This window comes from Burkholderiales bacterium (assembly GCA_036262035.1).
Taxonomy (GTDB): Bacteria; Pseudomonadota; Gammaproteobacteria; order Burkholderiales; family SG8-41; genus JAQGMV01.
In genome coordinates this window covers 286798-307714 of the sequence record DATAJS010000013.1, presented here as the reverse complement: position 1 = coordinate 307714, position 20917 = coordinate 286798, and the positions used below count along the sequence as shown (strand labels likewise).

The 20917-nt window shown below is 67.4% G+C and carries 20 protein-coding genes; 10 read left to right on the top strand and 10 right to left on the bottom strand.

Features of this window, described 5'->3' with window-relative positions; genetic code table 11:
• Positions 1-240: 240 nt before the first annotated feature.
• A complete protein-coding gene (locus tag VHP37_16845; GenBank protein ID HEX2828023.1) occupies positions 241-1167 on the bottom strand; it encodes a VOC family protein in 927 nt (308 codons plus the stop codon).
• Positions 1168-1249: 82 nt separating this feature from the next.
• Here VHP37_16845 and VHP37_16840 point away from each other — a divergent pair, with 82 nt between their 5' ends.
• Entirely contained in the window at positions 1250-3004 is a 1755-nt protein-coding gene (locus VHP37_16840) for an ABC transporter ATP-binding protein/permease (GenBank protein HEX2828022.1), read from the top strand.
• A 30-nt stretch (positions 3005-3034) separates the two neighbouring features.
• On the opposite strand, the gene VHP37_16835 is transcribed toward VHP37_16840, so the two are convergent.
• The 3 genes from VHP37_16835 to apaG are packed head-to-tail and all read right to left on the bottom strand — an operon-like array spanning position 3035 to position 5440.
• Entirely contained in the window at positions 3035-4006 is a 972-nt protein-coding gene (locus VHP37_16835) for a tripartite tricarboxylate transporter substrate binding protein (protein HEX2828021.1), read from the bottom strand.
• An 11-nt stretch (positions 4007-4017) separates the two neighbouring features.
• On the bottom strand, positions 4018-5058 hold the full coding sequence (locus VHP37_16830; GenBank protein HEX2828020.1) for an SDR family oxidoreductase: 1041 nt from the start codon (positions 5056-5058) through the stop codon (positions 4018-4020).
• A gap of 1 nt (position 5059) precedes the next feature.
• On the bottom strand, positions 5060-5440 hold the full coding sequence (gene apaG / locus VHP37_16825; protein ID HEX2828019.1) for a Co2+/Mg2+ efflux protein ApaG: 381 nt from the start codon (positions 5438-5440) through the stop codon (positions 5060-5062).
• A gap of 85 nt (positions 5441-5525) precedes the next feature.
• Between apaG and VHP37_16820 the strand changes: the two genes are divergently transcribed.
• The gene (locus VHP37_16820) at positions 5526-6770 is read left to right on the top strand and encodes an MFS transporter (protein ID HEX2828018.1); all 1245 of its coding nucleotides are present in this window, start codon (positions 5526-5528) and stop codon (positions 6768-6770) included.
• Positions 6771-6828: 58 nt separating this feature from the next.
• Entirely contained in the window at positions 6829-7419 is a 591-nt protein-coding gene (locus VHP37_16815; protein HEX2828017.1) for a DUF1080 domain-containing protein, read from the top strand.
• A gap of 134 nt (positions 7420-7553) precedes the next feature.
• Here VHP37_16815 and VHP37_16810 read toward each other — a convergent pair whose 3' ends face one another.
• A complete protein-coding gene (locus tag VHP37_16810; GenBank protein HEX2828016.1) occupies positions 7554-8504 on the bottom strand; it encodes a tripartite tricarboxylate transporter substrate binding protein in 951 nt (316 codons plus the stop codon).
• Between the two features lie 99 nt (positions 8505-8603).
• Between VHP37_16810 and VHP37_16805 the strand changes: the two genes are divergently transcribed.
• Positions 8604-9173: a carboxymuconolactone decarboxylase family protein gene (locus VHP37_16805; GenBank protein HEX2828015.1), complete on the top strand. Its 570-nt coding sequence runs from the start codon at positions 8604-8606 to the stop codon at positions 9171-9173.
• A 127-nt stretch (positions 9174-9300) separates the two neighbouring features.
• Here VHP37_16805 and VHP37_16800 read toward each other — a convergent pair whose 3' ends face one another.
• Positions 9301-10371 carry an SMP-30/gluconolactonase/LRE family protein gene (locus VHP37_16800; GenBank protein HEX2828014.1) on the bottom strand — a complete coding sequence of 357 codons (1071 nt, stop codon included), beginning with the start codon at positions 10369-10371 and terminating at the stop codon, positions 9301-9303.
• 117 nt (positions 10372-10488) lie between these two features.
• Between VHP37_16800 and VHP37_16795 the strand changes: the two genes are divergently transcribed.
• Positions 10489-11730, top strand: coding sequence for an FAD-dependent oxidoreductase (locus VHP37_16795; protein ID HEX2828013.1), 1242 nt, complete (start codon positions 10489-10491; stop codon positions 11728-11730).
• Between the two features lie 110 nt (positions 11731-11840).
• Here VHP37_16795 and VHP37_16790 read toward each other — a convergent pair whose 3' ends face one another.
• Complete coding sequence (locus VHP37_16790) at positions 11841-12833, bottom strand: tripartite tricarboxylate transporter substrate binding protein (GenBank protein ID HEX2828012.1); 993 nt, start codon at positions 12831-12833, stop codon at positions 11841-11843.
• Between the two features lie 72 nt (positions 12834-12905).
• On the opposite strand from VHP37_16790, the gene VHP37_16785 reads away from it, so the two are divergent.
• On the top strand, positions 12906-13166 hold the full coding sequence (locus tag VHP37_16785) for a hypothetical protein (GenBank protein ID HEX2828011.1): 261 nt from the start codon (positions 12906-12908) through the stop codon (positions 13164-13166).
• Here VHP37_16785 and VHP37_16780 read toward each other — a convergent pair.
• Positions 13163-14272 carry a GNAT family N-acetyltransferase gene (locus tag VHP37_16780; GenBank protein ID HEX2828010.1) on the bottom strand — a complete coding sequence of 370 codons (1110 nt, stop codon included), beginning with the start codon at positions 14270-14272 and terminating at the stop codon, positions 13163-13165. The two genes, VHP37_16785 and VHP37_16780, sit on opposite strands and share 4 nt — an antisense overlap.
• A 41-nt stretch (positions 14273-14313) precedes the next feature.
• Here VHP37_16780 and VHP37_16775 point away from each other — a divergent pair, with 41 nt between their 5' ends.
• The gene (locus VHP37_16775) at positions 14314-15417 is read left to right on the top strand and encodes a glycosyltransferase family 4 protein (GenBank protein ID HEX2828009.1); all 1104 of its coding nucleotides are present in this window, start codon (positions 14314-14316) and stop codon (positions 15415-15417) included.
• Between the two features lie 12 nt (positions 15418-15429).
• Here the strand turns inward: VHP37_16775 and VHP37_16770 are convergent, their stop codons facing one another.
• A complete protein-coding gene (locus VHP37_16770; GenBank protein ID HEX2828008.1) occupies positions 15430-16446 on the bottom strand; it encodes an LLM class flavin-dependent oxidoreductase in 1017 nt (338 codons plus the stop codon).
• Positions 16447-16524: 78 nt separating this feature from the next.
• Here VHP37_16770 and VHP37_16765 point away from each other — a divergent pair, with 78 nt between their 5' ends.
• The 3 genes from VHP37_16765 to VHP37_16755 all read left to right on the top strand — a co-directional run bounded on the left by VHP37_16765 (position 16525) and on the right by VHP37_16755 (position 19902).
• Complete coding sequence (locus VHP37_16765) at positions 16525-17184, top strand: peroxiredoxin (protein ID HEX2828007.1); 660 nt, start codon at positions 16525-16527, stop codon at positions 17182-17184.
• A gap of 129 nt (positions 17185-17313) precedes the next feature.
• Positions 17314-18276, top strand: a complete 963-nt coding sequence (locus tag VHP37_16760; protein HEX2828006.1) for a tripartite tricarboxylate transporter substrate binding protein — start codon at positions 17314-17316, stop codon at positions 18274-18276.
• A gap of 15 nt (positions 18277-18291) precedes the next feature.
• On the top strand, positions 18292-19902 hold the full coding sequence (locus VHP37_16755) for a P-loop NTPase fold protein (GenBank protein HEX2828005.1): 1611 nt from the start codon (positions 18292-18294) through the stop codon (positions 19900-19902).
• Positions 19903-19917: 15 nt separating this feature from the next.
• On the opposite strand, the gene VHP37_16750 is transcribed toward VHP37_16755, so the two are convergent.
• Positions 19918-20889: a tripartite tricarboxylate transporter substrate-binding protein gene (locus tag VHP37_16750; GenBank protein HEX2828004.1), complete on the bottom strand. Its 972-nt coding sequence runs from the start codon at positions 20887-20889 to the stop codon at positions 19918-19920.
• Between the last annotated feature and the right edge of the window lie 28 nt (positions 20890-20917).

The following is a 20917-nucleotide window of genomic DNA, read 5'->3' as shown; positions in this document are numbered from 1 at the left end:
AAGGACCGTCCCGACTTCACGTGCTTCCAGGCGCAGAACGAAGTGGCGCAGATCGACCGCGGCGCGCGGGCGGAGCTGGGGGATTTGCACAACGCGCAGGGGAAACCGGAGGTGGGGCCGTTCGCGAAATGAGCCGCGCCTGCTCGTCATTCCGGACACCCGCGGCAGCGGGTGATCCGGAATCCATTTTGACTTTCGCGGACTCCATAAAATGGATTCCCGCCTACGCGGGAATGACGATTAAACCTCAATCAGCTCGATGGCCTCCCGACCCGGCCCTTCGATCATGAACGCGCGCGTATCGCCGACCCGGTATGGCTCCTGGAGGATCGTCACGCCTGCGCCGCGCAGCTTCTGCACCCACGCATCGAGATCGGTGACGCCCAGGCCGATGTGATCGACGATGTTGCCGCGCGTGCCTTCGAGCGTGCGTTCGTCCTGCTTGGGATACCACATCAGCGCGACGTCGCTGAACGTCACCGCGGCGCGCGGCGAGCGATACATGCCTTCGCGCGTCAGCGAGGGAAAGGTGCGGTCCTCGCCGCGCGGCACCTTGCAGCTCTCTTCGGTCACCGGCGTCGCGCTCTCGCGTCCCGGCATCACCGGCGCGTTGAGGTGGCGCTGGTACCAGAGCAGGGCGCAGAACGGATCGTCCTGCCACAGGTGCACGTGGTTGAAGTACTCGGTCGCATGGTTGCCGGAGTATTCGAAGAGCGCGCCGTCGGGCCCTTCGACGTAGGAGAACCCGCCGCGCCGGGTCGGCTCCACGCCTTCGGATTTAGCGGCGGCAATTTGCGCCTGCGTGAGCCCGAGCACCCCGTCCTTGCCCGGCCAGGTGTCGCTGCTGATCTCGACGTAGCCGTCGCCGTCACCGGTGTAGAGCGGCAGCAGCTTCACGTCGAGGCTCTTGCGATAGCGCGCGAGGCTGGCGCGCGAATCGGGTACGTGCCAGCCGAAGTGCCAGATCGCGGTGCGCTGCGGGTCGGTCGGCGGCGGGCTCGCCACCTTGCCGAAGACGACGAGCACGCCGCGGCCGCAGTCGAGCGCGGGCTCGCCGTTCCACGTCGTGCGCGACGTGCTGTCGAAGCGCGCGGTGTAGAAGTCGACCGCCGCGTCGGGATCGACCGAGTTCAGGTGCAGATGATGGAACGTCGGTGTCGGGAGCATGGTCTTCCTCCGGTGATATGCCGTGAGCGTAACACCGCCCGGGCCGCTACCATCGCGGTTACGCGACAGAAGGACACGACGTATGGAACGCAGACTTTCGATCTCCTCACGCAAATTCCTCGGCCAGGTCTGGCAGCTCGCCGCGCCGTACTGGCGCTCGGAGGAGAAGGGTACCGCGTGGCTGCTGCTCGGCACGATCGTCGCCATGACGCTCGGCATCGTCTACCTGCTGGTGCTGCTCAACGAGTGGAACCGCGAGTTCTACAACACGCTCGAGACCAAGAATGCCGAGGATTTCTACGTGCTGATGCTGCGCTTCAGCTTCCTCGCCGCGGTGTACATCGCGCTGTCGATCTATCGCACGTATCTGCAGCAGATGCTCGAGATGCGCTGGCGGATCTGGCTCACCAAGCAATACCTTTCCGAGTGGCTGGGGCACCGCGTCTATTACCGGCTCGAGCTCGACCACCTCGGCACCGACAACCCCGACCAGCGGATCGCCGAAGACCTGCGGGCCTTCACCGGCGGCACGCTGCTCCTCACGCTGGGCCTGCTGCGCGAGACGGTGACGGTCGTCTCGTTCGTCGCGATCCTGTGGACGATCTCGGGACCGCTGTCGTTCATGCTCGGCGGCACCGAGATCACCATTCCGGGATACATGGTCTGGGCGGCGCTGCTCTACGCGATCGCGGGCAGCGTCGCGACCTACTACGTCGGACGGCCGCTCATCCCGCTCAACTTCCAGCAGGAGCGCTTCGAAGCCGATTTCCGCTTCAACCTGGTGCGCATGCGCGAGTACGCCGAAGGGGTCGCGCTGTATCGCGGCGAGGAGACCGAGCATCGCGGACACCTGGGCCGGCTCGAGCGCATCCGCCAGAACTGGTGGGCGCTCATGTACTACACCAAGCGCCTCGGCGCGCTGACGATCGGCTACGCGCAAGCCGCGGTCGTCTTTCCGTATTTCGTCGCCGGCGGGCGCTTCTTCTCGGGCGCGATCACGCTCGGCGGCCTCATGCAGATCGCCAATTCGTTCGGCCAGGTCCAGAGCTCGCTGTCGTGGTTCGTCGACAGCTACACCACGCTCGCCGGCTGGAAGGCGAGCGTCGATCGTCTGCTCACCTTCCATCATGCGGTGGAGATCGCGCGCTCGGAGGCGATGACGCACGCGAGCGAGCGCACGAACGTGCCCGCGGGCTCGGCGCTCGAAGCGGACATCGAGTCGCTCGCGCTGCCGGCGAAGGACGGCGTGCCCGGCCGCGTGATCCTCTCCGGCGAGTGGCTGGCGCTCAAGCCGGGCGAGAAGGTGGTTCTCACCGGTCCGTCGGGCAGCGGCAAGAGCACGCTCTTCCGCATGCTCGCGGGCATCTGGCCGTTCGGCACTTCGCGCGTCAAGGTGCCCGAAGGCGCGAAGCTGCTGTTCCTGCCGCAGAAGCCCTACATACCGATCGGCTCGCTGCGCGCCGCGGTGACCTATCCCGCCGCGTCGGGCGTGTTCTCCGACGAAGACGTGCGCGACGCGCTGAATGCGGTTGCGCTGGGTGCGCTCGCCGACAAGCTCGACGAGGAGCGCAACTGGAGCCTCACGCTCTCCGGCGGCGAGCAGCAGCGCCTCGCGATCGCCCGCGCGCTGCTGCAACAGCCCGACTGGCTGTTCCTGGATGAAGCGACGTCGGCGCTCGACGACGCGAGCGAGCGCGCGATCTACGAGCTGGTGCGCGAGCGTTTGCCGCGCGCGGCGATCGTCAGCATCGCGCATCGCCCGACCGTCGCGGAATACCACGACCGCAAGCTCGCGCTGGTGCCCTACGGCGAGCGCATGGCGCTGAGCGGGGTCTGACCCCGGTTTTTTGGGGTCAGACCCTGGTTTTTACTCAGGCCGTATTCCGGCCTCTTTGATGACCTTCGAGAAGCGCGCGATGTCGCGCTTCACGAAGGCCGCGAAGTCCTCGACGGGCGCCCCGGCCTCGTCGAGCCCGCTCGCGAGCAGGCGCTCCTGGACGTCGGGCAGCTTCAGGACCTGCCGGATGTCGGCGTTCATCTTCGCGACGACCGCGGCAGGCGTGCCTTTCGGCACGTGCACGCCGTTCCAGCCGATCACTTCGAAACCGGCGAGGCCCGATTCCGAGAGGGTCGGGACATCGGGCGCGAGGACATAGCGCCTGAGGCTGCTCACCCCGAGCGCGCGCAGCCGGCCGGCTTTCATGTGCGGCAGCACGGTCGGCGCGAACTGAAACGTGAGCTGCACCTGGCCGGCGAGGAGGTCGGTCATGCCGATCGCGACGCTCTTGTACGGCACGTGAACGATGCCGATCTTCGCCATGCTCTTGAACATTTCCGCCGCGAGATGCGGCGGCGTGCCCACGCCGGCGGACGCGTAATTGAGCTGTCCCGGCTTGGCGCGCGCGAGCTCGATCAGCTCGTGCACCGACTTCGCCGGAACCGAAGGATGCACCAGCAGGAAGAAGCTCGCGGAGGCGAGATTCGTCACCGGCGCGAAATCGCGGCCGAGATCGGCGGCGGGCTTCTCGTAGAGCGCGGCGTGTATGGTGTAGACCGCGGTGCTGAGCAGCCACGTGTAGCCGTCGGGATTCGCTTTCGCGACGGTCTCCAGCGCGATCGCGCCGCCGGCGCCGGGCCGCGCGTCGACGACGATCTGCTGGCCCCACATCGGCGTGAGCCTGGAGCCGACGAGGCGCGCGACGAGATCCGAGCCGGGACCGACGATGAGGCGGATCGGCTTGGTCGGGAAACCCTGTCCTGAGCCTGTCGAAGGGGGCTGCGCGGCGGCCGGCGGCACGCTCGCGAGCAGGATGAGCAACGCACACGCACCGCGGTCCATCGCGTCACCTCCTAGGGAATGATCTTCTCCGCGCGGTAGTGCTCGAACTGGCGCACCAGCACGTCACCCGAATCGAGCCGCTCCTCGAAGCCGAGCGAGCGCGCGAGTGACATCGACGAGACCACGTCCCAGCACGGCCGCAACTGGTAGTCGCCGTAAGACCAGAGCACGAGCGTGTGCAGGTCGGTCTTGCGCAGGCCGTGCTTCGCGACGACGCGATCCCACACCGGCGCCTTGTCCGCCATGTACTGCGGCAGGCTCGACTTGCGCGGCGCGCCCGGATCGAGGCCGAACCATGCGGCGAAGCGCGGCCACAGCTCCGACCAGCGCGGCGTGTCGCCGTCGACGACGTTGAACGACTGGTTCGCCGCGCGCGGCTCGACGGCCATCCAGTGGATGGCGCGCGCCAGCAGGCGCAGGTCGGTGAACTGCGTCAGCGTGTCGTAGCCGCCGGGGTCGCCGGGATAATCGAAGGGCAGGCCGAGCTCGCGCTGGATCGCGGCGTACACCGAGAGCACCAGGCCGATCGAGCGCGAGTGGTCGATGTCTTCGTCGAGGAAGGCGTGCGGGCGCGAGGTCGAGTACGTCCACTTCGAGGTTTTGGCGCGCTCGCGCAGATAATCCTCCTGCGCGAAGTAGTAGTTGTTGCCGCTCGCGCGCGGTGAATCCTCGGTGAGCGGCACCGGCACCGGGCCGAGCTGATGGCCGTAGTACTTGGTGCCGTGCACCGCGTGCACGTGCTCGAGCGCGCCGCTCTCGAGCGCTTCCACGAGGTTCACGAGCATCGCGGCGTTCGTCGCGACGTCCTCGGTCTGGCCTTCGACCGGATGGTCGTAGCGCGCGGCGTAGAAGATGTGTGTGACATCGCGCAGGCCGCGAAGGCTGTCACCCGGGTCGGCAAGGTCCACCGCCACCCAGCGCATGCGCTCCGCGCGTTGCGGCGGATTGCGCGCAAGGCCGGTCACGTTCCAGCCGGCGTCGATCAGGCGCTCGGCGATGCGCCGGCCGATGAAGCCGGAAGCGCCGGCGACGACTGCGTGCTTCGTGCTCATCTCAGTGCAGGGTCCGCGGCATCGCCAGCGTGAATTCGGGAATGGGGGCATCGAACTCCACGCCGTCCGCCGCGCGCATGTGGTAGCTGCCGCGCATCGTTCCCGCCGGCGTCGCGATGGCCGCGCCGCTGGTGTACGTGAACGACTGCCGCGGCTGGAGCAGCGGCTGCTCGCCGACCACGCCGTCGCCCCTGACCTCCTGCACGACGTCGCTCGAGTCGGTGATGATCCAGTGGCGGCTGATGAGCCTCGCCGCGACGGTCCCGAGATTGGTGATCGTGATCGTGTACGCGAACACGTAGCGGTTTGCTTCGACGTCGGACTGGTCGGCGAGGTACGTAACCCTGGCCGAGACATCGACGGCGTGTTTGGCGTCTGCCATGAGTGCCCTGGGCGCTGTGCGGTGATCCCCTGAATATCCGCGATAATCGAGCGGTTCCGCAACCCCACCGGATTGGGACTCCTGATTGAACGACCCGCAGCGCCCGGCCCCGAAATCCGCCGACGTCTCGTTCGCCGCGCTCCGCCATCCGCAGTTCCGCGCGTACTTCGCCGTGTCGGCGCTGGCGATGATGGCCGACAGCATCGAGCACGTCATCAGCTACTGGATGATTTACGCCAAGTTCGAGTCGCAGACGCTGGGCGGCTTCGCGGTCATCTCGCACTGGCTGCCGTTTCTGTTCTTCTCGGTCTACGCGGGGGCGCTCGCCGACCGCTTCGATCCGCGGCGGCTCATCCAGCTGGGCATGCTGTGCTTCATCGCGGTATCGATCGGCTGGGGGTATTTCTTCGTCACCGACACGCTCCAGATGTGGCATGCGGCGGTGCTGCTCGTCATCCACGGCTTCGCGGGCGTGCTGTGGGGACCCGCGAGCCAGCTCCTCATACAGGACGTGGTCGCGCCGGCGCAGCTGCCCAGCGCGGTGCGGCTGGCCGCGACCGCGCGCTGGCTGGGGCTGCTGCTCGGGCCTGCGATCGGCAGCGGCATCATGCTCGGCGTAGGGCCGTCGGCGGGCATCTTCGTCAACGTGCTGTTCTACCTGCCGCTGCTGCTGTGGCTGTGGAAAGCGCCTTACGTGCGCAAGGCGGTGCGCGGCGTCGCGGTGCGCGGCGTGTCCGACATCGTGACGACGATGCGCGCGATCGCGGGCAACCGCACCATCGTGTCGATGACGCTGCTCGCGGGCGGCGCTTCGCTTTTCGTCGGCAACGCCTACCAGGCGCAGATGCCCGAGTTCGCACAGCACCTCGGCCACGGCGACGCCGGAGCGGCTTACGGCATGCTGCTCGCCGCCGATGCGGCCGGCGCGCTCATCGCGGGCTTCGCGCTCGAGAGCCGCGGCTTTCTCCAGCCCAAGCCGCGGACCGCTTTCGTGCTGGCGATGCTGTGGTGTTGCGCGATCGCGGGGTTTGCGGTCGCGAGCAGCTATCCGCTCGCGCTCTCGCTGCTGTGCGTCGCCGGGTTTCTGCAGCTGGCGTTCGCGGCGATGGGCCAGACGCTGGTGCAGATCCACGCGCCGGCGGAGATCCGCGGCCGGGTCATCGGTCTGTACGCGATGTCGAGCCTGGGGCTGCGTGCTTTTTCGGGGGTCACCGTCGGCATCCTCGGCGCCGCCATCGGCATCCACTGGTCGCTCGCGCTGTCCGCGCTGGCGCTGCTCGCGCTGACGGCTTTCCTGCTCGGATTCACGCTCAAGCCACGCGCGCATTGACCGTTTTTTAAGCGTCCGTCATTCTTCTCCCGCGCATCACAACCCAAGGGAGGGAACCATGAAGAACGCCATACGCGTCGCCGCCGTGCTGTTCCTCGCAACCGTGCTGGGCGCCTGCGCCTACGGGCTGCGCAGCGGCTGGCAGACGCTGTTCGACGGGAAGAATCTCGATCACTGGACGCAGGTCGGCGGCGCCAACTGGCGGCTCGTCGACGGCGTGGTGCAGGCCGACAAGGCGAATGCGAAGGGCAGCGGGTTCCTGCTGTCGAAGGAGTCGTACAAGGACTTCGACCTGCGCGTCGAGTTCTGGGTGAGCGACGACGCCAACAGCGGCATCTACATGCGCTGCGCCGACCGCAACAAGATCACCGACCGCAGCTGCTACGAAGCCAACATCTTCGACCAGCGCCCCGACCCCTCGTACGGCACCGGCGCAATCGTCCACCGCGCGATGGTGAAGCCGATGCCCAAGGCCGGCGGCAAGTGGAACGTCTACGAGATCAGCGCCATCGGCCCCGACGTCACGGTGAAGCTCAACGGCGTGGTCACGGTGCACATGCGCGACACCGAGCTTCCGGCCGGGCCGATCGCGCTGCAGTGGGGCGCGGGGACGGTGAAGTTTCGGAAGGTCGAGATACAACCGCTGTAAACGCCAAATGGATCCCCGCCTTCGCGGGGATGACGAGTCAACGTCATTCCCGACCCGCGGCAGCGGAAACGATCGGGAATCCATTTTGACTCTCAAATTCAAAATGGGTCCTGGCGTACGCCAGGACGACGGCTCTACTCCACTTTGAGATTCAGCGCCTTCAGTATCTTCCCGTTCCGCTCCATCTCGCTGCGGACGAAGGCGGTGAACGCCTCGGGCTTCATGGGCGAGGGCGTGAGGCCGTGGCTGACGAGCGGGTCGCGCACTTCGGCAACGTCGACGGCGCGCACGATCTCGGCATTGAGCCGGTCGACGATCGCCTTGGGGGTGGTCGAGCGCACGACCATGCCGAACCAGTTGCCCGCGTCGAATCCCGGATAGCCCTGCTCGGCGATCGTCGGCACGTCGGGGAGCAGGTCGGAGCGCTTGATCGTCGTCACGCCCAGCGCGCGCAGCCTTCCGGCTTTGACGTTGGGTGCGATCTCGATCACGTTCGAGACCAGCAGCGTCACGTGGCCCCCGACCGCCGCGAGCGTGGCCGGCGCGCCGCCGTTGTACGGCACGTGAGTGATGTCTACCTTGGCGGCGTTCTTGAAGAGCTCGCCCGCCATGCGCTGGCTGCCGAGCACGCTCGCCGTCGCGTAGGTGAGCATCCCCGGCTTCGCGCGTGCGAGCGCGACGAGCTCCTTGATGTTTTTCGCGGGCACCGAAGGATGCGCGGCGATCAGCATCGCGGTTCCTGCGAGCTTGGTGACGCCGGTGAAGTCCTTCACCGAATCGTAAGGAAGCTTGCGCACGAAGGGGTTGGTCGTGAAGCTCGGCGAGATGACCAGGATCGTGTGGCCGTCGGCGGGCGCGCGGAACGTCGCTTCGGTGCCGATCACCGTGCTCGCGCCGGGACGGTTCTCCACGATCACGTTCTGGCCGAGCGACTTGCCGAGCTGCGGCGCGAGCGCGCGTCCCAGCGTGTCGGTCGCGCCGCCGGGCGCGAACGGCGAGACGATGCGGACCGGCTTGGTCGGGAATTCCTGCGATTGAGCGGGTAGTGCCAGCGCCGCGGCGAGCAGCACCAGCGGGCGCAACATTGCTGAGACCAATGCCTCCTCCTGTTTTTTCGAGATGTAGAAGCGTTACGCCTCATGGTAACTTGCTTCGGCTCATTTCAACGAAGAAAGAGGAAGGCCATGCGACTGCCCACCCTGAAATACGAAGAGCTGAACCCGCGCCAGAAGGAATCGTGGGATCGCCATTCGAAGCGCCGCGAGACCGTGCGCGGCCCGTACACCGTGTGGATGCACGATCCGGATCTCATGGACAAGGTGTCCGACGTCAGCAACTACTTCCGTTTCGACTGCGCGCTTCCGGTCAAGCTGCGCGAGTTCGGCATCTGCGTGATGTCGCGCTACTGGGATGCGCAGTTCGCGTGGAACGCGCACGTCGACAAGGCGATTGCGGCCGGCGTTCCCGAACAGGTGATCAAGGACCTCGCGGCGGGCAAGCGCCCGAGCTTCACCAACGAGGACGAGCGCGTCTTCTACGACTTCTCGATGGAAGCGCTGACCAGGCACTTCGTCAGCGACAAGACGTTCAAGGAGGCGCGCGACATGTTCGGCCTGAAAGGCGTGACCGACCTGATCGGCGCGGTCGGCTACTTCTCGATGCTGTCGATCTGCCTGAACAGCGCGGAGGTCGATCTTCAGGACGTGCCGCCGCCGTTCGCGGACGTGCGGGGCTACAAGAAGGTCGAGGGATAAAAGCCCCGTGCGCCACGGGATCGCCACGTCGCGCTGACGCGCTCCTCGCGATGACGGTCATTGCGAGGAGCGCCAGGCCGAAGCCCCGGAACAGCATCCGGGGGACGAAGCAATCCGTTGCGAACGGCTAGTGGTGTTTCGGCAGCTTGATTCGAACCACATTCCACCGCGTCACATCCTCCTCGGGCTCGTCGCCCACGGCGCTCGTGAGCGGCAGCGCGAGATTGGTGACGAACATTTCGTCGCCGAGGATGACCATGCTCGCGGGGAAGAGCAGACCGTCGGGCGTGCCGTCGCGGCGGATGCCTTCGAACTCGCCGACGCGCAGCGTAGGGCGTCCGTTCGCGTCGAGCGCGACGATCTCGTCGTTCTGATTGGCCGCGACCCAGAGGCGTCCCTGCTTGTCCATCACCAGGCCGTCCGCGCCGTTGATGCCTTCGGCGAACACGGTGAGCGCGTGCGAGGCCATGCTGAACTTGAGCACGCGGTCGTCGCCGGTGTTCGCGACGAAGAGCAGCGTCTCGTCGGCGTTGAACGCGAGGCCGTTCGCGCCGAACGGCGGGAAGCCCGCGGTTGCGAGCAGCGGATCGTGGCTGATCGGCGTCGCGGTGCACGACGGCGCGCACGTCGCGGCGTTGTTGATTCGGAACAACGCGCCCTGGAACGAATCGGAAACCCAGAGGTTGCCCGCGCTGTCGAAGGCGAGGCCGTTGGGCGCGGCGGCGCCGTTCGAGCCGAAGACGATCGAGTCGGACGAGCCGTCGGGATTGCCTTCGAGCCGCGCGAGCGGCGCGCCTATCGAGGGCAGCGCCGCGACGTCCTCGATCGGCGTTCCCGCGTTGAAATTCGCCGCGATACGCTGGACCTTGCCCGCGCCGAGGTTGGCGATGTACACCTTGCCCGAGCGGAAGGCGAGGCCGAGCAGCGGCGTCGAGCCGAAATCGCGCACCGCCTGCACCTTGCCGTGACGGTCGAAGCGCACGAGCTTGTTGCGATTGGGGCCGAAGTCGAGCGTGCCGACGACGATATCGCCGTTGGCCGGGTTGGCCGTGATGCCTTCGGGAAAGCGCACGCCGTCGGGCAGCGTGCCGAACTTCTGGACGGCTTCGCGGCGGTTGAAGTCATCGTCGGCAAAGGCAGGAACGGCGGCGATTGCGGTGAACAATGCAAACGTGCAGCTTGTCAGCCATGTTCTCATCGTCTCCTCCGTGCGGGTCGTGGGAACGCAGGGTGCGTGGTGACGCACCGCAAAGGGTCCCGCAACGCGTATACACGGTCAACGGGGCGGGTATTTCGTTTTAGGTAAGGGATAGCAATGCGCAGTGACATCGTCGTGCTGGGAGCGGGAATCGTCGGGATCTCGGTCGCCCTGCACCTGCAGAAACGGGGGCGGTCGGTGGCGTTGGTCGACCGCCGCGGCGCCGCCGAGGAGACCTCGTTCGGCAACGCCGGGCTGATCCAGAAGGAAGGCGTCTATCCGTACGGCTTCCCGCACGACTTCAGCGCGCTGGTGCGCTACGGGTTCAACCGCACCATCGACGCCTATTACCACGCGTCGGCGCTGCCGGGGCTCGCGCCTTTCCTGGCGCGCTACTGGATGCACTCGCGTCCGGCGCGGCACCACGAAGTCGCGCAGAAGTACGCGAAGCTGATCGAGCACTGCGTCGAAGAGCACGACGCGCTCGCGGCCGAAGCGGGCGCGCAGGATTTCTTCAAACGCACCGGCTGGATGAAGCTCTTCCGGACCGAGCGCGAGCGCGACAAGCGCTACGCGGAAGCCGACGCGACGCTGCCCGAGTTCGGCGTGAAGTACGCGAAGCTCGACCGCAGCCAGCTTCTGGAGATCGAGCCGCACCTCGTGCCGTGCCTCGCGGGCGCGATCCACTACACCGAGCCGACGAGCGTCGACGACCCGCAGGGGCTCGCGCTCATCTACCTCGGTCTGTTCGAGAAGCTCGGCGGGCGCTTCCTGCAGGGGAATGCGCAAAGTCTGGAGCCCGACGGCACGGGTTGGCGCATGCGTACCGCCCAGGGGCCGCTCGCGGCGGACGCCGCGGTCATCGCGCTCGGGCCGTGGGCGGATGTGATCACGCGCGCGCTCGGCTACGACTTTCCGCTCGCGGTGAAGCGCGGCTATCACATGCACTATCGCGCGGCCGGCGAGGCGCGGCTCAACCATCCGGTGCTCGATTTCGAGCGCGGTTACTTCCTCGCACCGATGCGGCGGGGGATACGATTGACGACGGGTGCGGAGTTCGCGCGGCGCGACGCGCTCAAGACGCCGGTGCAGCTCGGCCGCGCCGAGCCGATCGCGCGCGACCTTTTTCCGCTCGCGGAACGCCTCGATACCGAAGCCTGGATGGGCGCGCGCCCTTGCACGCCCGACATGCTGCCGATCATCGGCCGCGCGCCGCGGCACAACAACCTGTGGTTTTCGTTCGGCCACGCGCACCACGGGCTCACGCTGGGACCGGTGACGGGCAGGCTCGTGGCGGAGATGGCGACCGGCGAGACGCCGTTCGTCGACCCGTCGCCTTTCTCCCCCGACCGCTTCTAGGGCTTCGTCATTCCGGAGCGCCCGCTAGGCCGATGTGATCCGGAATCCATTTTGACGTCTTAAAAAGGTCAAAATGGATCCTGGCTTTCGCCAGGACGACGGCGCGGTATCTACTCGCTCTTGATGTTCGCGGCCTTGACGACTTTCGCCCAGCGCGCGATCTCGGAGGCGATCGATTTGCGGAATTCCTCCGGTGAGCTCGCGATGACCTCGAGCCCCATCGCCGCGAGCCGCTCCTGGTTGTCGGGAGCCCGCAGGACGCGCGCGAGCTCGGCGTTGAGCTTGTCGATCACCGGCTTCGGCATTCCGCGCGGCCCGAGGAGGCCCTGCCAGTCGCGCACTTCCAGACCCGGCACGCCCGCCTCGATCATCGTCGGCACGTCGGGCAGCTCGCGCGAGCGATCTTTCGACGACACCGCGAGCGGCCGCAGGCGCTGCGACTTGATGAACGGCAACGATGAGGTCATCGACGCGAAGCTCATGAACACGTTGCCGCCGACGAGATCGGCGATCGCCGGACCGCCGCCCTTGTACGCGATGTGGCGCAACCTGGTCCCGGTCTGCAACGCGAAAAATTCTCCGATGAGATGCGGCGCGCCGCCGAGCCCCGACGACGCGAAGGTGAGCTCGTCCGGCTTCTGCCTGGCGAGCGCGATCAGCTCCTTCACCGACTTGATCGGCGTCTTGACGTTGACGACGAGCACGTTGCCGACCGCCGCGGTCATCATCACGGGGTCGAAGTCCTTCACCGGATCGTACGGGAGCTTCAGGAGGCTCGGGTTCACCGAATAGCGCAGCGAGACGAGCACCAGGGTGTAGCCGTCGGGATTCGCTTTCGCGACGATGTCGGTGCCGATGATCTCCGCCGCGCCCGCGCGGTTGTCGACGATCACCTGCTGGCCCCACACATCGGTGAGCTTCAGCGCCGCAATCCTTGCCAGCCCGTCGCTGCTCCCGCCCGGCGGCACCGGCACCACCAGCCTGATCGGCCGCGAGGGATAACCTGCCGCGCCATCCTGCGCCGCCTGCGCCGCCTGCGCCGCCTGCGCCGGGCAGGCGGCTGCTCCACATAGACCGACGACCACAACCGCCTCGAATCTCATCGCTTGACCTCATGATTGGTCCGGCCACGCTATGCTCCGGGACTGTCATCATAGCAATGCCGGGGAGGGCCGATGTGGCTTGCCGTCTTCATCACGTGTTTCGCGCTTGCAGGCATCGCCGATGCGGCGCAACGGGAAGCGCAGCCGTATCCGGCACGGCCGGTGCGGCTCATCGTGTCGAACACCGCCGGCGGTCCGTCGGACGTCGTCGCGCGCCTCGTCGCAGCGAAGATCTCCGAATCGTGGGGCCAGCAGATCGTCATCGACAACCGGCCGGCGCGCTGGCAGAAAGCGCTGAATCAGGGAGGGACGATGCCGGCTCCCGGAGGCTAGGCCGGCGCCCCGTGCTCCTCTTCCTCGGCCGTGATGACGATGTGCTCGTAATCCGAATCGGCCGGCGTCACGTGCCAGCTCGCTACGTCGGCCAGCCGCGCGGCTCGCGCCGAGCCGCGATCCGCGACGTCGTACATGAAGCGCCATGAGGCTCTCACGCGCAGGCAGCCGAGCGCTTTGAGCGTGGTCTCGGTGCCGCTGTGGACCTGGTCGACGAACACCGCGACCGCGCCCTGGCGGTTGAGCTCGCGGAAGATCAGTGCGAGCAGCGGTGCGAGCGATTCGCGCGGGGCGAAGTAGTCGACGACGTTCGCCGCGGTGTAGCCGTTCCAGTTCTTGAGCCTCGTGACCGCATAGCCGACCACGGCGCCTTTGCGCCTGAGGTAATAGCGGCTGTACAGCCCGCGCTGCGGCGCGTCGTCGAAGCGCCACCCGAGCCAGGTCAGATCGCGCCTGGCGACGATCGGATAATCGCGGCTGGCGAGCGCCCAGATCGCATCGGCGCGCTCGTCGAACGCGGCGACGGGCTCGAGCTCGGCGCCGCTGGCGATGCGCATGACCGATCCCGCCAGTGCCGCGCTTCCACGGAACAACACCTCCGGCGCGAGCTGCGTGAGGAGCTTCGGCGCATTGAGCCCGGCGCCGCAGGCTTTGGGGACGAGCGGCCGCACGAAATACGACATGCGCGTGATCTCGGTCCAGCCGCGCCGGTTCAGGGTCTTGTATGCTTCGTCCTCGACGCCGAGGCCCAGCATGATGTCGGTGCTCGCGGCCGAGGTCTGGAGGAGCGCGGGAGCGATGCCTTTGAGCCGCCAGTCGGGATGGACCATGAGGTCGATCAGCCACGCCGCGCGGTACTCGGCGTCGTCGACTTTCAGCCGGACCGGAAGTATCCCCTGCTGGCCGACGACCACGCCGTCGCGCTTCGAGATCCAGAGTGTCGGTCCCTCGGCGTTGGGGTTGCGCCTGAAGAGCCAGTCTTCGAACGCGTCGTCGGCGTGTCGGGCGTTCTGGCCGAACTGCGCCCGCTGAAACTCGCGTAAAGGGACTTTGTCACTGGCATCGTACGGCGTGACCGAACGTAAAATCCTGTCGAGATAACTCATTTGCGCGGCGAGCTTAGCACGCTCTACGCGAGCGTGGATTTTTGAAGCTGGGACTCGTCATCTCCTCCATGGACTGCGGCGGCGCCGAGCGCGTCATGGCGCAGCTCGCGAATCACTGGGCGCGCCGCGGCGACCAGGTGACGCTCGTCACGCTCGACACCGCGGCCAGCGACTGGTTCGAGCTCCACCCGCGGGTGAAGCGCGTCGCGCTGGGCGTGCTGGGCGATTCACGCTCCCTGCCCGGCGCGATCGGAGCGAACCTCGTTCGCCTGCTTGCGCTGCGGCGTGCGCTGCTCGCCACCGGCGCGAGCGTCATCGTGAGCTTCGAGGAATGCACCAACGTGCTGGTGCTGCTCGCGAGCCTGTGGGCGCAGCTCACGCTCGTCGTCTGCGAGCGCAACGATCCGCGCATGAGCCCGATCGGGCGCGCGTGGAACGCTCTACGCAAGCTCACCTATCCGCTGGCCGATGCGCTGGTCGTGCAGACCAAAGCGCTGTTGCCCTGGGGACGCAGGATCATGCGCGGCCGCCGCGTTATCGAGGCGATACCGAACCCGGTGCGTCCCATGAACGGGTACGCGCTCGCGCTGCCGCACGAGATGAAGCATATCGTGTCGGTCGGCCGCCTCGCGCCGCAGAAAGGACACGACGTGCTGCTCCGCGCGTTCGCCGCGGTCTCACGCGAGCATCCGCAGTGGACCCTGACGATCGCCGGCGAAGGCCCGGAACGACAGGCGCTCAGCGCGCTTGCGGCCGAGTTGGGCATCTCGGACCGGGTTCGCCTCGTGGGTACCGTGCCCGAGCCCGGTGAGCTGCTGGTCGCATCCGACTTCTTCGTGATGGCGTCGCGCTACGAAGGTTTTCCCAATGCGCTGCTCGAAGCGATGGCGTGCGGCCTGCCGGTCATCAGCACGCGCTCGGTCGGCGCGCAGGAGATCGTCACCGACGGCCACGACGGGCTGCTCACGCCCGTCGACGACGAGGCCGCGCTCGCGGATGCGATGCGCCGTCTGATCGAGGACCCACAACTGCGCGCGCACCTCGGCCGCAACGGCGCCGAAGTCTCCGAGCGCTACAGCCTCGAGCGCATCGTCGAGCGCTGGGACGCCGCGCTTGCGGCCGCTGCCGCCAAACGCGGGGTCTGACCCCGCCTGGGGTCAGACCCCGGTTTTCTCGCCGATCCCGAACGCCTCGGCCAGCAACTCGTACGACCGGTGCCGCGCCGCCGGATCGTACGTCCACGTGACCACCACCAGCTCGTCCAGGCCGAGGCTTTGCGCGAGCGCGGTCAGCTTCTCGCGCACCTGCTCCTTGGTGCCGACGAACGCCTTGCGCCGCATCGAGTCGATCTTCGCGAGCTGTCCGGCGTTGTAGGGATACGCCGCCGCCTCGTCGGGCGGCAGCAGCGCGTCGCGCACCCCGAGGTCGCGCAGCACGCGCGCGTGCTCGCGGCTCGCGGCGAGCCGCCGTGCTTCCTCTTCGGTGTCCGCGGCGAGCGCCCAGACGCAGATCGTCGCCTGCGGGCTCGGATAGCGCTCGCTGGGCCGATAGCCGCGGCGGTAGAGATCGAGCGCCTGCTCGCACCCGATGCCGTCGGTGAAGAAGTAGGCGAACGCGTACGGCAGCCCGAAGTGCGCGGCGAGCTGGGCGCCGTAATCGGAGCTGCCGAGTATCCACAGCTCCGGACTGGTCGGCCCGCGCGGGTTCGCGACGATCGAACCGAAAGGATGACCCTGCTGCAGCGGCTTGCCCGAAGTCCATGCCATCAGATCGATCACCTGCTGGGGAAACGCTTCGTGCGAATGCGGATCGGGGTTCAGCGCGAGCGCGGTGCGCTGGTCCGAGCCGGGCGCGCGGCCGACGCCGAGGTCGATGCGTCCGGGCGCGATCGCTTCGAGCACCCTGAACTGCTCGGCGACCTTGAGCGCCGAGTAATGCGGCAGCATGACGCCGGCGCTGCCGATGCGGATGCGCTGCGTCGTCGCCCCGATGGCGGCCATCAGGATCTCGGGCGCGGTGCCCACGATCGTAGTGGTGTTGTGGTGCTCGGAGACCCAGTAGCGGTGGTAGCCGAGCGCGTCGCAGTGGCGCGCCAGCGCCAGCGTCTCGCGGATGGCCTCGTCGGGGCTGCGGCCTTTGGAGGCGGTGGATTGATCGAGTACGGACAGTCTCATTTTCGAAGTCTTCCGGTGTGCGCCGGGTGGTAACGCGTTAGGATACGCATCCGCACTCTCAACTCCAAGGAGGTCTCCATGTCACTCCACATCGGCGACGACGCCCCCGATTTCACCGCAGAAACCACCCAGGGCACAGTCCGCTTCCACGAATGGATCGGCGACAACTGGGCGATCCTGTTCTCGCATCCCAAGGATTTCACGCCGGTCTGCACGACCGAGCTCGGCTACATGGCGAAGCTCAAGCCCGAGTTCGACAAGCGCAAGACCAGGATCATCGGGCTCTCGATCGACCCGGTCGGCGACCACGGCCGCTGGGCGAAGGACATCGAGGAGACCCAGGGCACCGCGCCGAACTATCCGATCATCGGCGACGCCGACCTCAAGGTCGCGAAGCTCTACGACATGATCCATCCAAACGCCGCGGCGAAAGTCGAAGGCCGCACCGCGGTCGACAACGCGACGATCCGCTCGGTGTTCGTGATCGGTCCGGACAAGAAGGTGAAGCTCGTGCTCACCTATCCGATGAGCTGCGGGCGCAACTTCGACGAGGTGCTGCGCGTGCTCGATTCGCTGCAGACGACCGCCACGCACAACCTCGCCACGCCCGTGAACTGGAAGCCCGGCGAGGACCTCATCATTCCGCCGGCCGTCAGCGACGAGCAGGCGAAGCAGAAGTATCCGCAGGGGTTCAAGACCATCAAGCCTTATCTGCGGACCGTGCAACAACCTAAGTAACGCCTGCGGCGTTACTCAGGTTCTGCCGGTAAACGCCTCGGAGGGAAACCCATGGTTTCCCTCCGAGACCTCCTTTCCTGCGGCCGCGCGCGCTTCCTCGCGTTAACGCAATATCCACGAACCTTTTCCATGAAATCGAAACTGATCCTCGGCTGCTGCGCGCTCGCGGCCGCCAACCTCGCTCTCGCTCAAAACTATCCCACCCGACCCGTGCGCATGATCGTGCCGTTCCCGCCCGGAGGCGGTAACGACATCCTCGCGCGCGCTGTCGGCAACCGTTTCACCGAAGTCATCGGCCAGCAGGTCGTCGTCGACAACCGCGGCGGCGCGGGCGGCCTGATCGGCGCCCAAACCGCGGCCACCGCGGCGCCGGACGGCTACACGCTGTTCCTCGGCAGCGTCGGCAATCTCGCGCAGATCCCGTCGCTGCGGCGCGACCTGCCGTACCACCCGCTCAGGGATTTCGCGCCGGTGAGCCTGCTCGCGACGTCGGCGTTCGTGCTCGCGGTGCACCCCGGAGTCGCGGCGAAGAACGTGAAAGAGCTGATCGCGCTCGCCAAAGCGAAGCCCGGCGAGCTCAATTACGCCTCGGCCGGTCCGGGCTCTTCGCTGCACATGGCGGCCGAGCTCTTCAAGTACGCCACCGCCACCGATATCGTCCACGTGCCGTACAAAGGCGCGAATGCCGCGCTGACCGATCTCATGACCGGCCGCGTGCAGATGATCTTCAGCACCATGCCGCCGGTGCTGCCTCACGTGAAGAGCGGCAAGCTGAGAGGGCTCGCGGTCACCACCGCGAAGCGCGCGGCCGCCGCGCCCGACCTGCCGACCGTCGCGGAATCGGGCGTCGCGAACTTCGAAGTCTCGAACTGGCAGGGCGTGATGGTGCCGATCAAGACGCCGAAGCCGCTCGTGCAGAAGCTCAACAGCGATTTCCAGAAGACGCTCAAGCTGCCCGGCATGACCGACACGCTCGCGGCGCAGGGGCTCGAGCCGGCGGGCGGCACGCCGGAAGCGTTCGGCGCGCTCATCAAGCGCGAGATCGCGAAATACACCGAGGTCGTGAAAGCTGCGAAGATACAGGTCGACTGAGCCCGGGGGGCCGATATGCCGACAGCGCCGGCGAGCGAAGGCGCGGTGGATCGCCGCAGCGATCATCCGCACGCCTATCGTCCCGAGCGCGTGGCGCTCGCACGGCGCGTCGCTGCGCTGATCGGCAGCTACCGCGGCCGCGAAGCGCTCGTGGTCGGCATCGAAGGCGCGTGGGGGGCGGGCAAGGTCGAGTTCACCGGGCTCGTGCTGAAGGCGCTCGACGAGATCGGCTTTGCTGTCGTGCTGCCTTTCAACCCGTGGAGCGTATCCGAGCAGCGCGAGCTCATGTCCGAGTTCGTCGCGGCGCTCGCCGCGGCGCTCACGCCCGGCGAAAGCGCGGTGGCGCCGCACCAGGCGCAGTCGTACGGAGCGAGGCTGAGAGAGACCGCGGCGCGTTCATTGCGCCTCTCGGCGCAGCAACCCGATACGGTGCGCGTCGCCTACGATCGCGAGCGCAACAGCCCGCACGAAGCGCGCGGCCCCATCCACGACAAGCTCGCGAACCTGCCCGGCCGGCTCGTGGTCGTGATGGACGACGTCGACCGCATCGACGAGCAGCAGACCCGCATCGTGATGAAGCTCGTCAGGATCGCGGCGAGCCTGCCCAATCTCGTGTTCCTGTTGAGCTACGACAGGAAGCGCGTCGCCGCGTGCCTGCAGGAAGACGACAGGCCCGGCGACGACACGCTCAAGGCGCTCGTGCACATCGCGTTCACGCTGCCCGAGCCGAGCCGGCAGGAGCTCGATCACGTGCTGTTCGCGCGCCTGCGCGAGACGGTGTCGCGCATCCACGGAGACTCGCGCGTGCCGGACGACGACGAGCGGTGGCGCGATCTCGTCTATGCCGCGCTGCCGCCGCTCTTCTGCACCATCGCCGACATCGGCGGCTACACCGCTTCGCTGCGCTACGCGTTCGGTCTCGCGGGCGAGGATGCGATCGACACGATCGACTTCATCGGGATCGAAGCGATCCGCTATTTCGCGCCGCGCGTGTACGCGGTGATGGCGGCGAACCGCACGCTCTTCACCTCGAGCGCGAGCGGCGACGAAGCGTCCGAGCGGCGCGCGCGTTACGAAGACCTGCTGAGGGCCGCGCCCGAAGACGTGCGAGCGGCGATCGACGGCGTGTGCCGCTGCCTGTTCCCGGCATTGACCGGCGTTGCGGTCGAAACGGGCGCTGCGCGTGTGGCGTCGGCGGCGTCGTTCCCAGGCTATTTCCGGCTCGGTGTGCCCGAACCCCTCGTATCCGAGAGCGAGGTGCTGTTCCTGCGCCGGCGCTTCGGCAGCGCCGCCGCGGTGACCGGGCTGCTGCGCGAGTATCTCGACGACGGGCGGCTCGCGCCCTTGCTCCTGCAGCTCGTCAACCGCTCGGCGATCGTTTCGGAAAGCGACGCGAAAGCGCTGCTGCTGGGATTATGGGCGCTCGAAGACGACATCGAGCGCGGTGACGCCGGCGACGTCCACGTGTTCGCGCTGCAGCTCGCGCGCAACCTCGTGCGCGATTCGGTGAAAGCGGAGCGCCGCGAAGCCTTCCTCGCCGAGCTCGCCGAAGCGACGGGCGCGCGCCGCTTCCCGGAGGCGCTCGTCCGCGCACTCGAGCAACAGCCGTTGCAGGGTGCGTCGTAACGCGCCGCCGACACGTCAGTTCAGCTTCAATCCCGCCTGCTTCGCCAGCGCGATGTTGGTCTTGATCTCCTGCGCGATCATCGCGTCGAACTCCTTCGGCGCGAGCGGCATCGGCTCGACCCCGAGCGGCTTGAGCTTGTCCTGCACCGCCTGGATCTTCAGCACCTTCGTCGTCTCGGCGTACAGCTTGTCGACGATCCATCGCGGCGTCCTGGCCGGCGCGAGCACCGCGTTCCAGAACGTGTAGTCGCTGTCGGGGAAACCCGCTTCGATCGTCGTCGGAACGTCGGGCAGCGCCGCCGAGCGTTTGCGCGTCGCGACCCCCAGCGGCAGCAGCCGGCCCTGCTGGATGAACTGCATCGCCGAGGACACGCCGTTGCTCATCCAGTCGACCCGCCCGGCCATCACGTCGGTGAGCGCTTCGATACCGCCCTTGAACGGTACGTGGGTCCCGGTGAAACCGGCGCTCAGGCGGAAGCGCTCGGCGCCCCAGTGGCTGGCGCTCGCCACGCCCGCGGACGCGTACGACATGTTGCCTTTCTTCGCGGCGTCGGCGAGCTGCCTGAGCGTCTTGATGCCTTTCGAAGGCGCGACCACGACGACGTTCGGCACGACGCCGATCATCGCCACTGCCGCGATGTCGCGCTGCGGATCGTACGGCAGGTGAGCGTAAGCCGCCGGCGCGACCGTGTGGGCCGACGCGTTGATGAGGATGGTGTGGCCGTCGGGCTCGGCTTTGGCGACCACCGCGGTCCCGATCGTTCCTCCCGCGCCGCCGCGATTGTCGACGACGAAAGGCTGGCCGAGCGCCACGCTGAGCTGCTCGCAGACGACGCGCCCCAGGATGTCGATCGTCGAGCCCGCGCCGAAAGGAATGATCACCCGGACCGGACGCGCGGGCCATGCCTGTGTCGCGCCGACTGCGGGCAGTGCGGTCGATGCGAGAGCGGCTCCGCCGAGCTTGAGAAACGTGCGACGCGAGTTCACGTTCGATCTCCTCCCTCGTTGTTGGTCC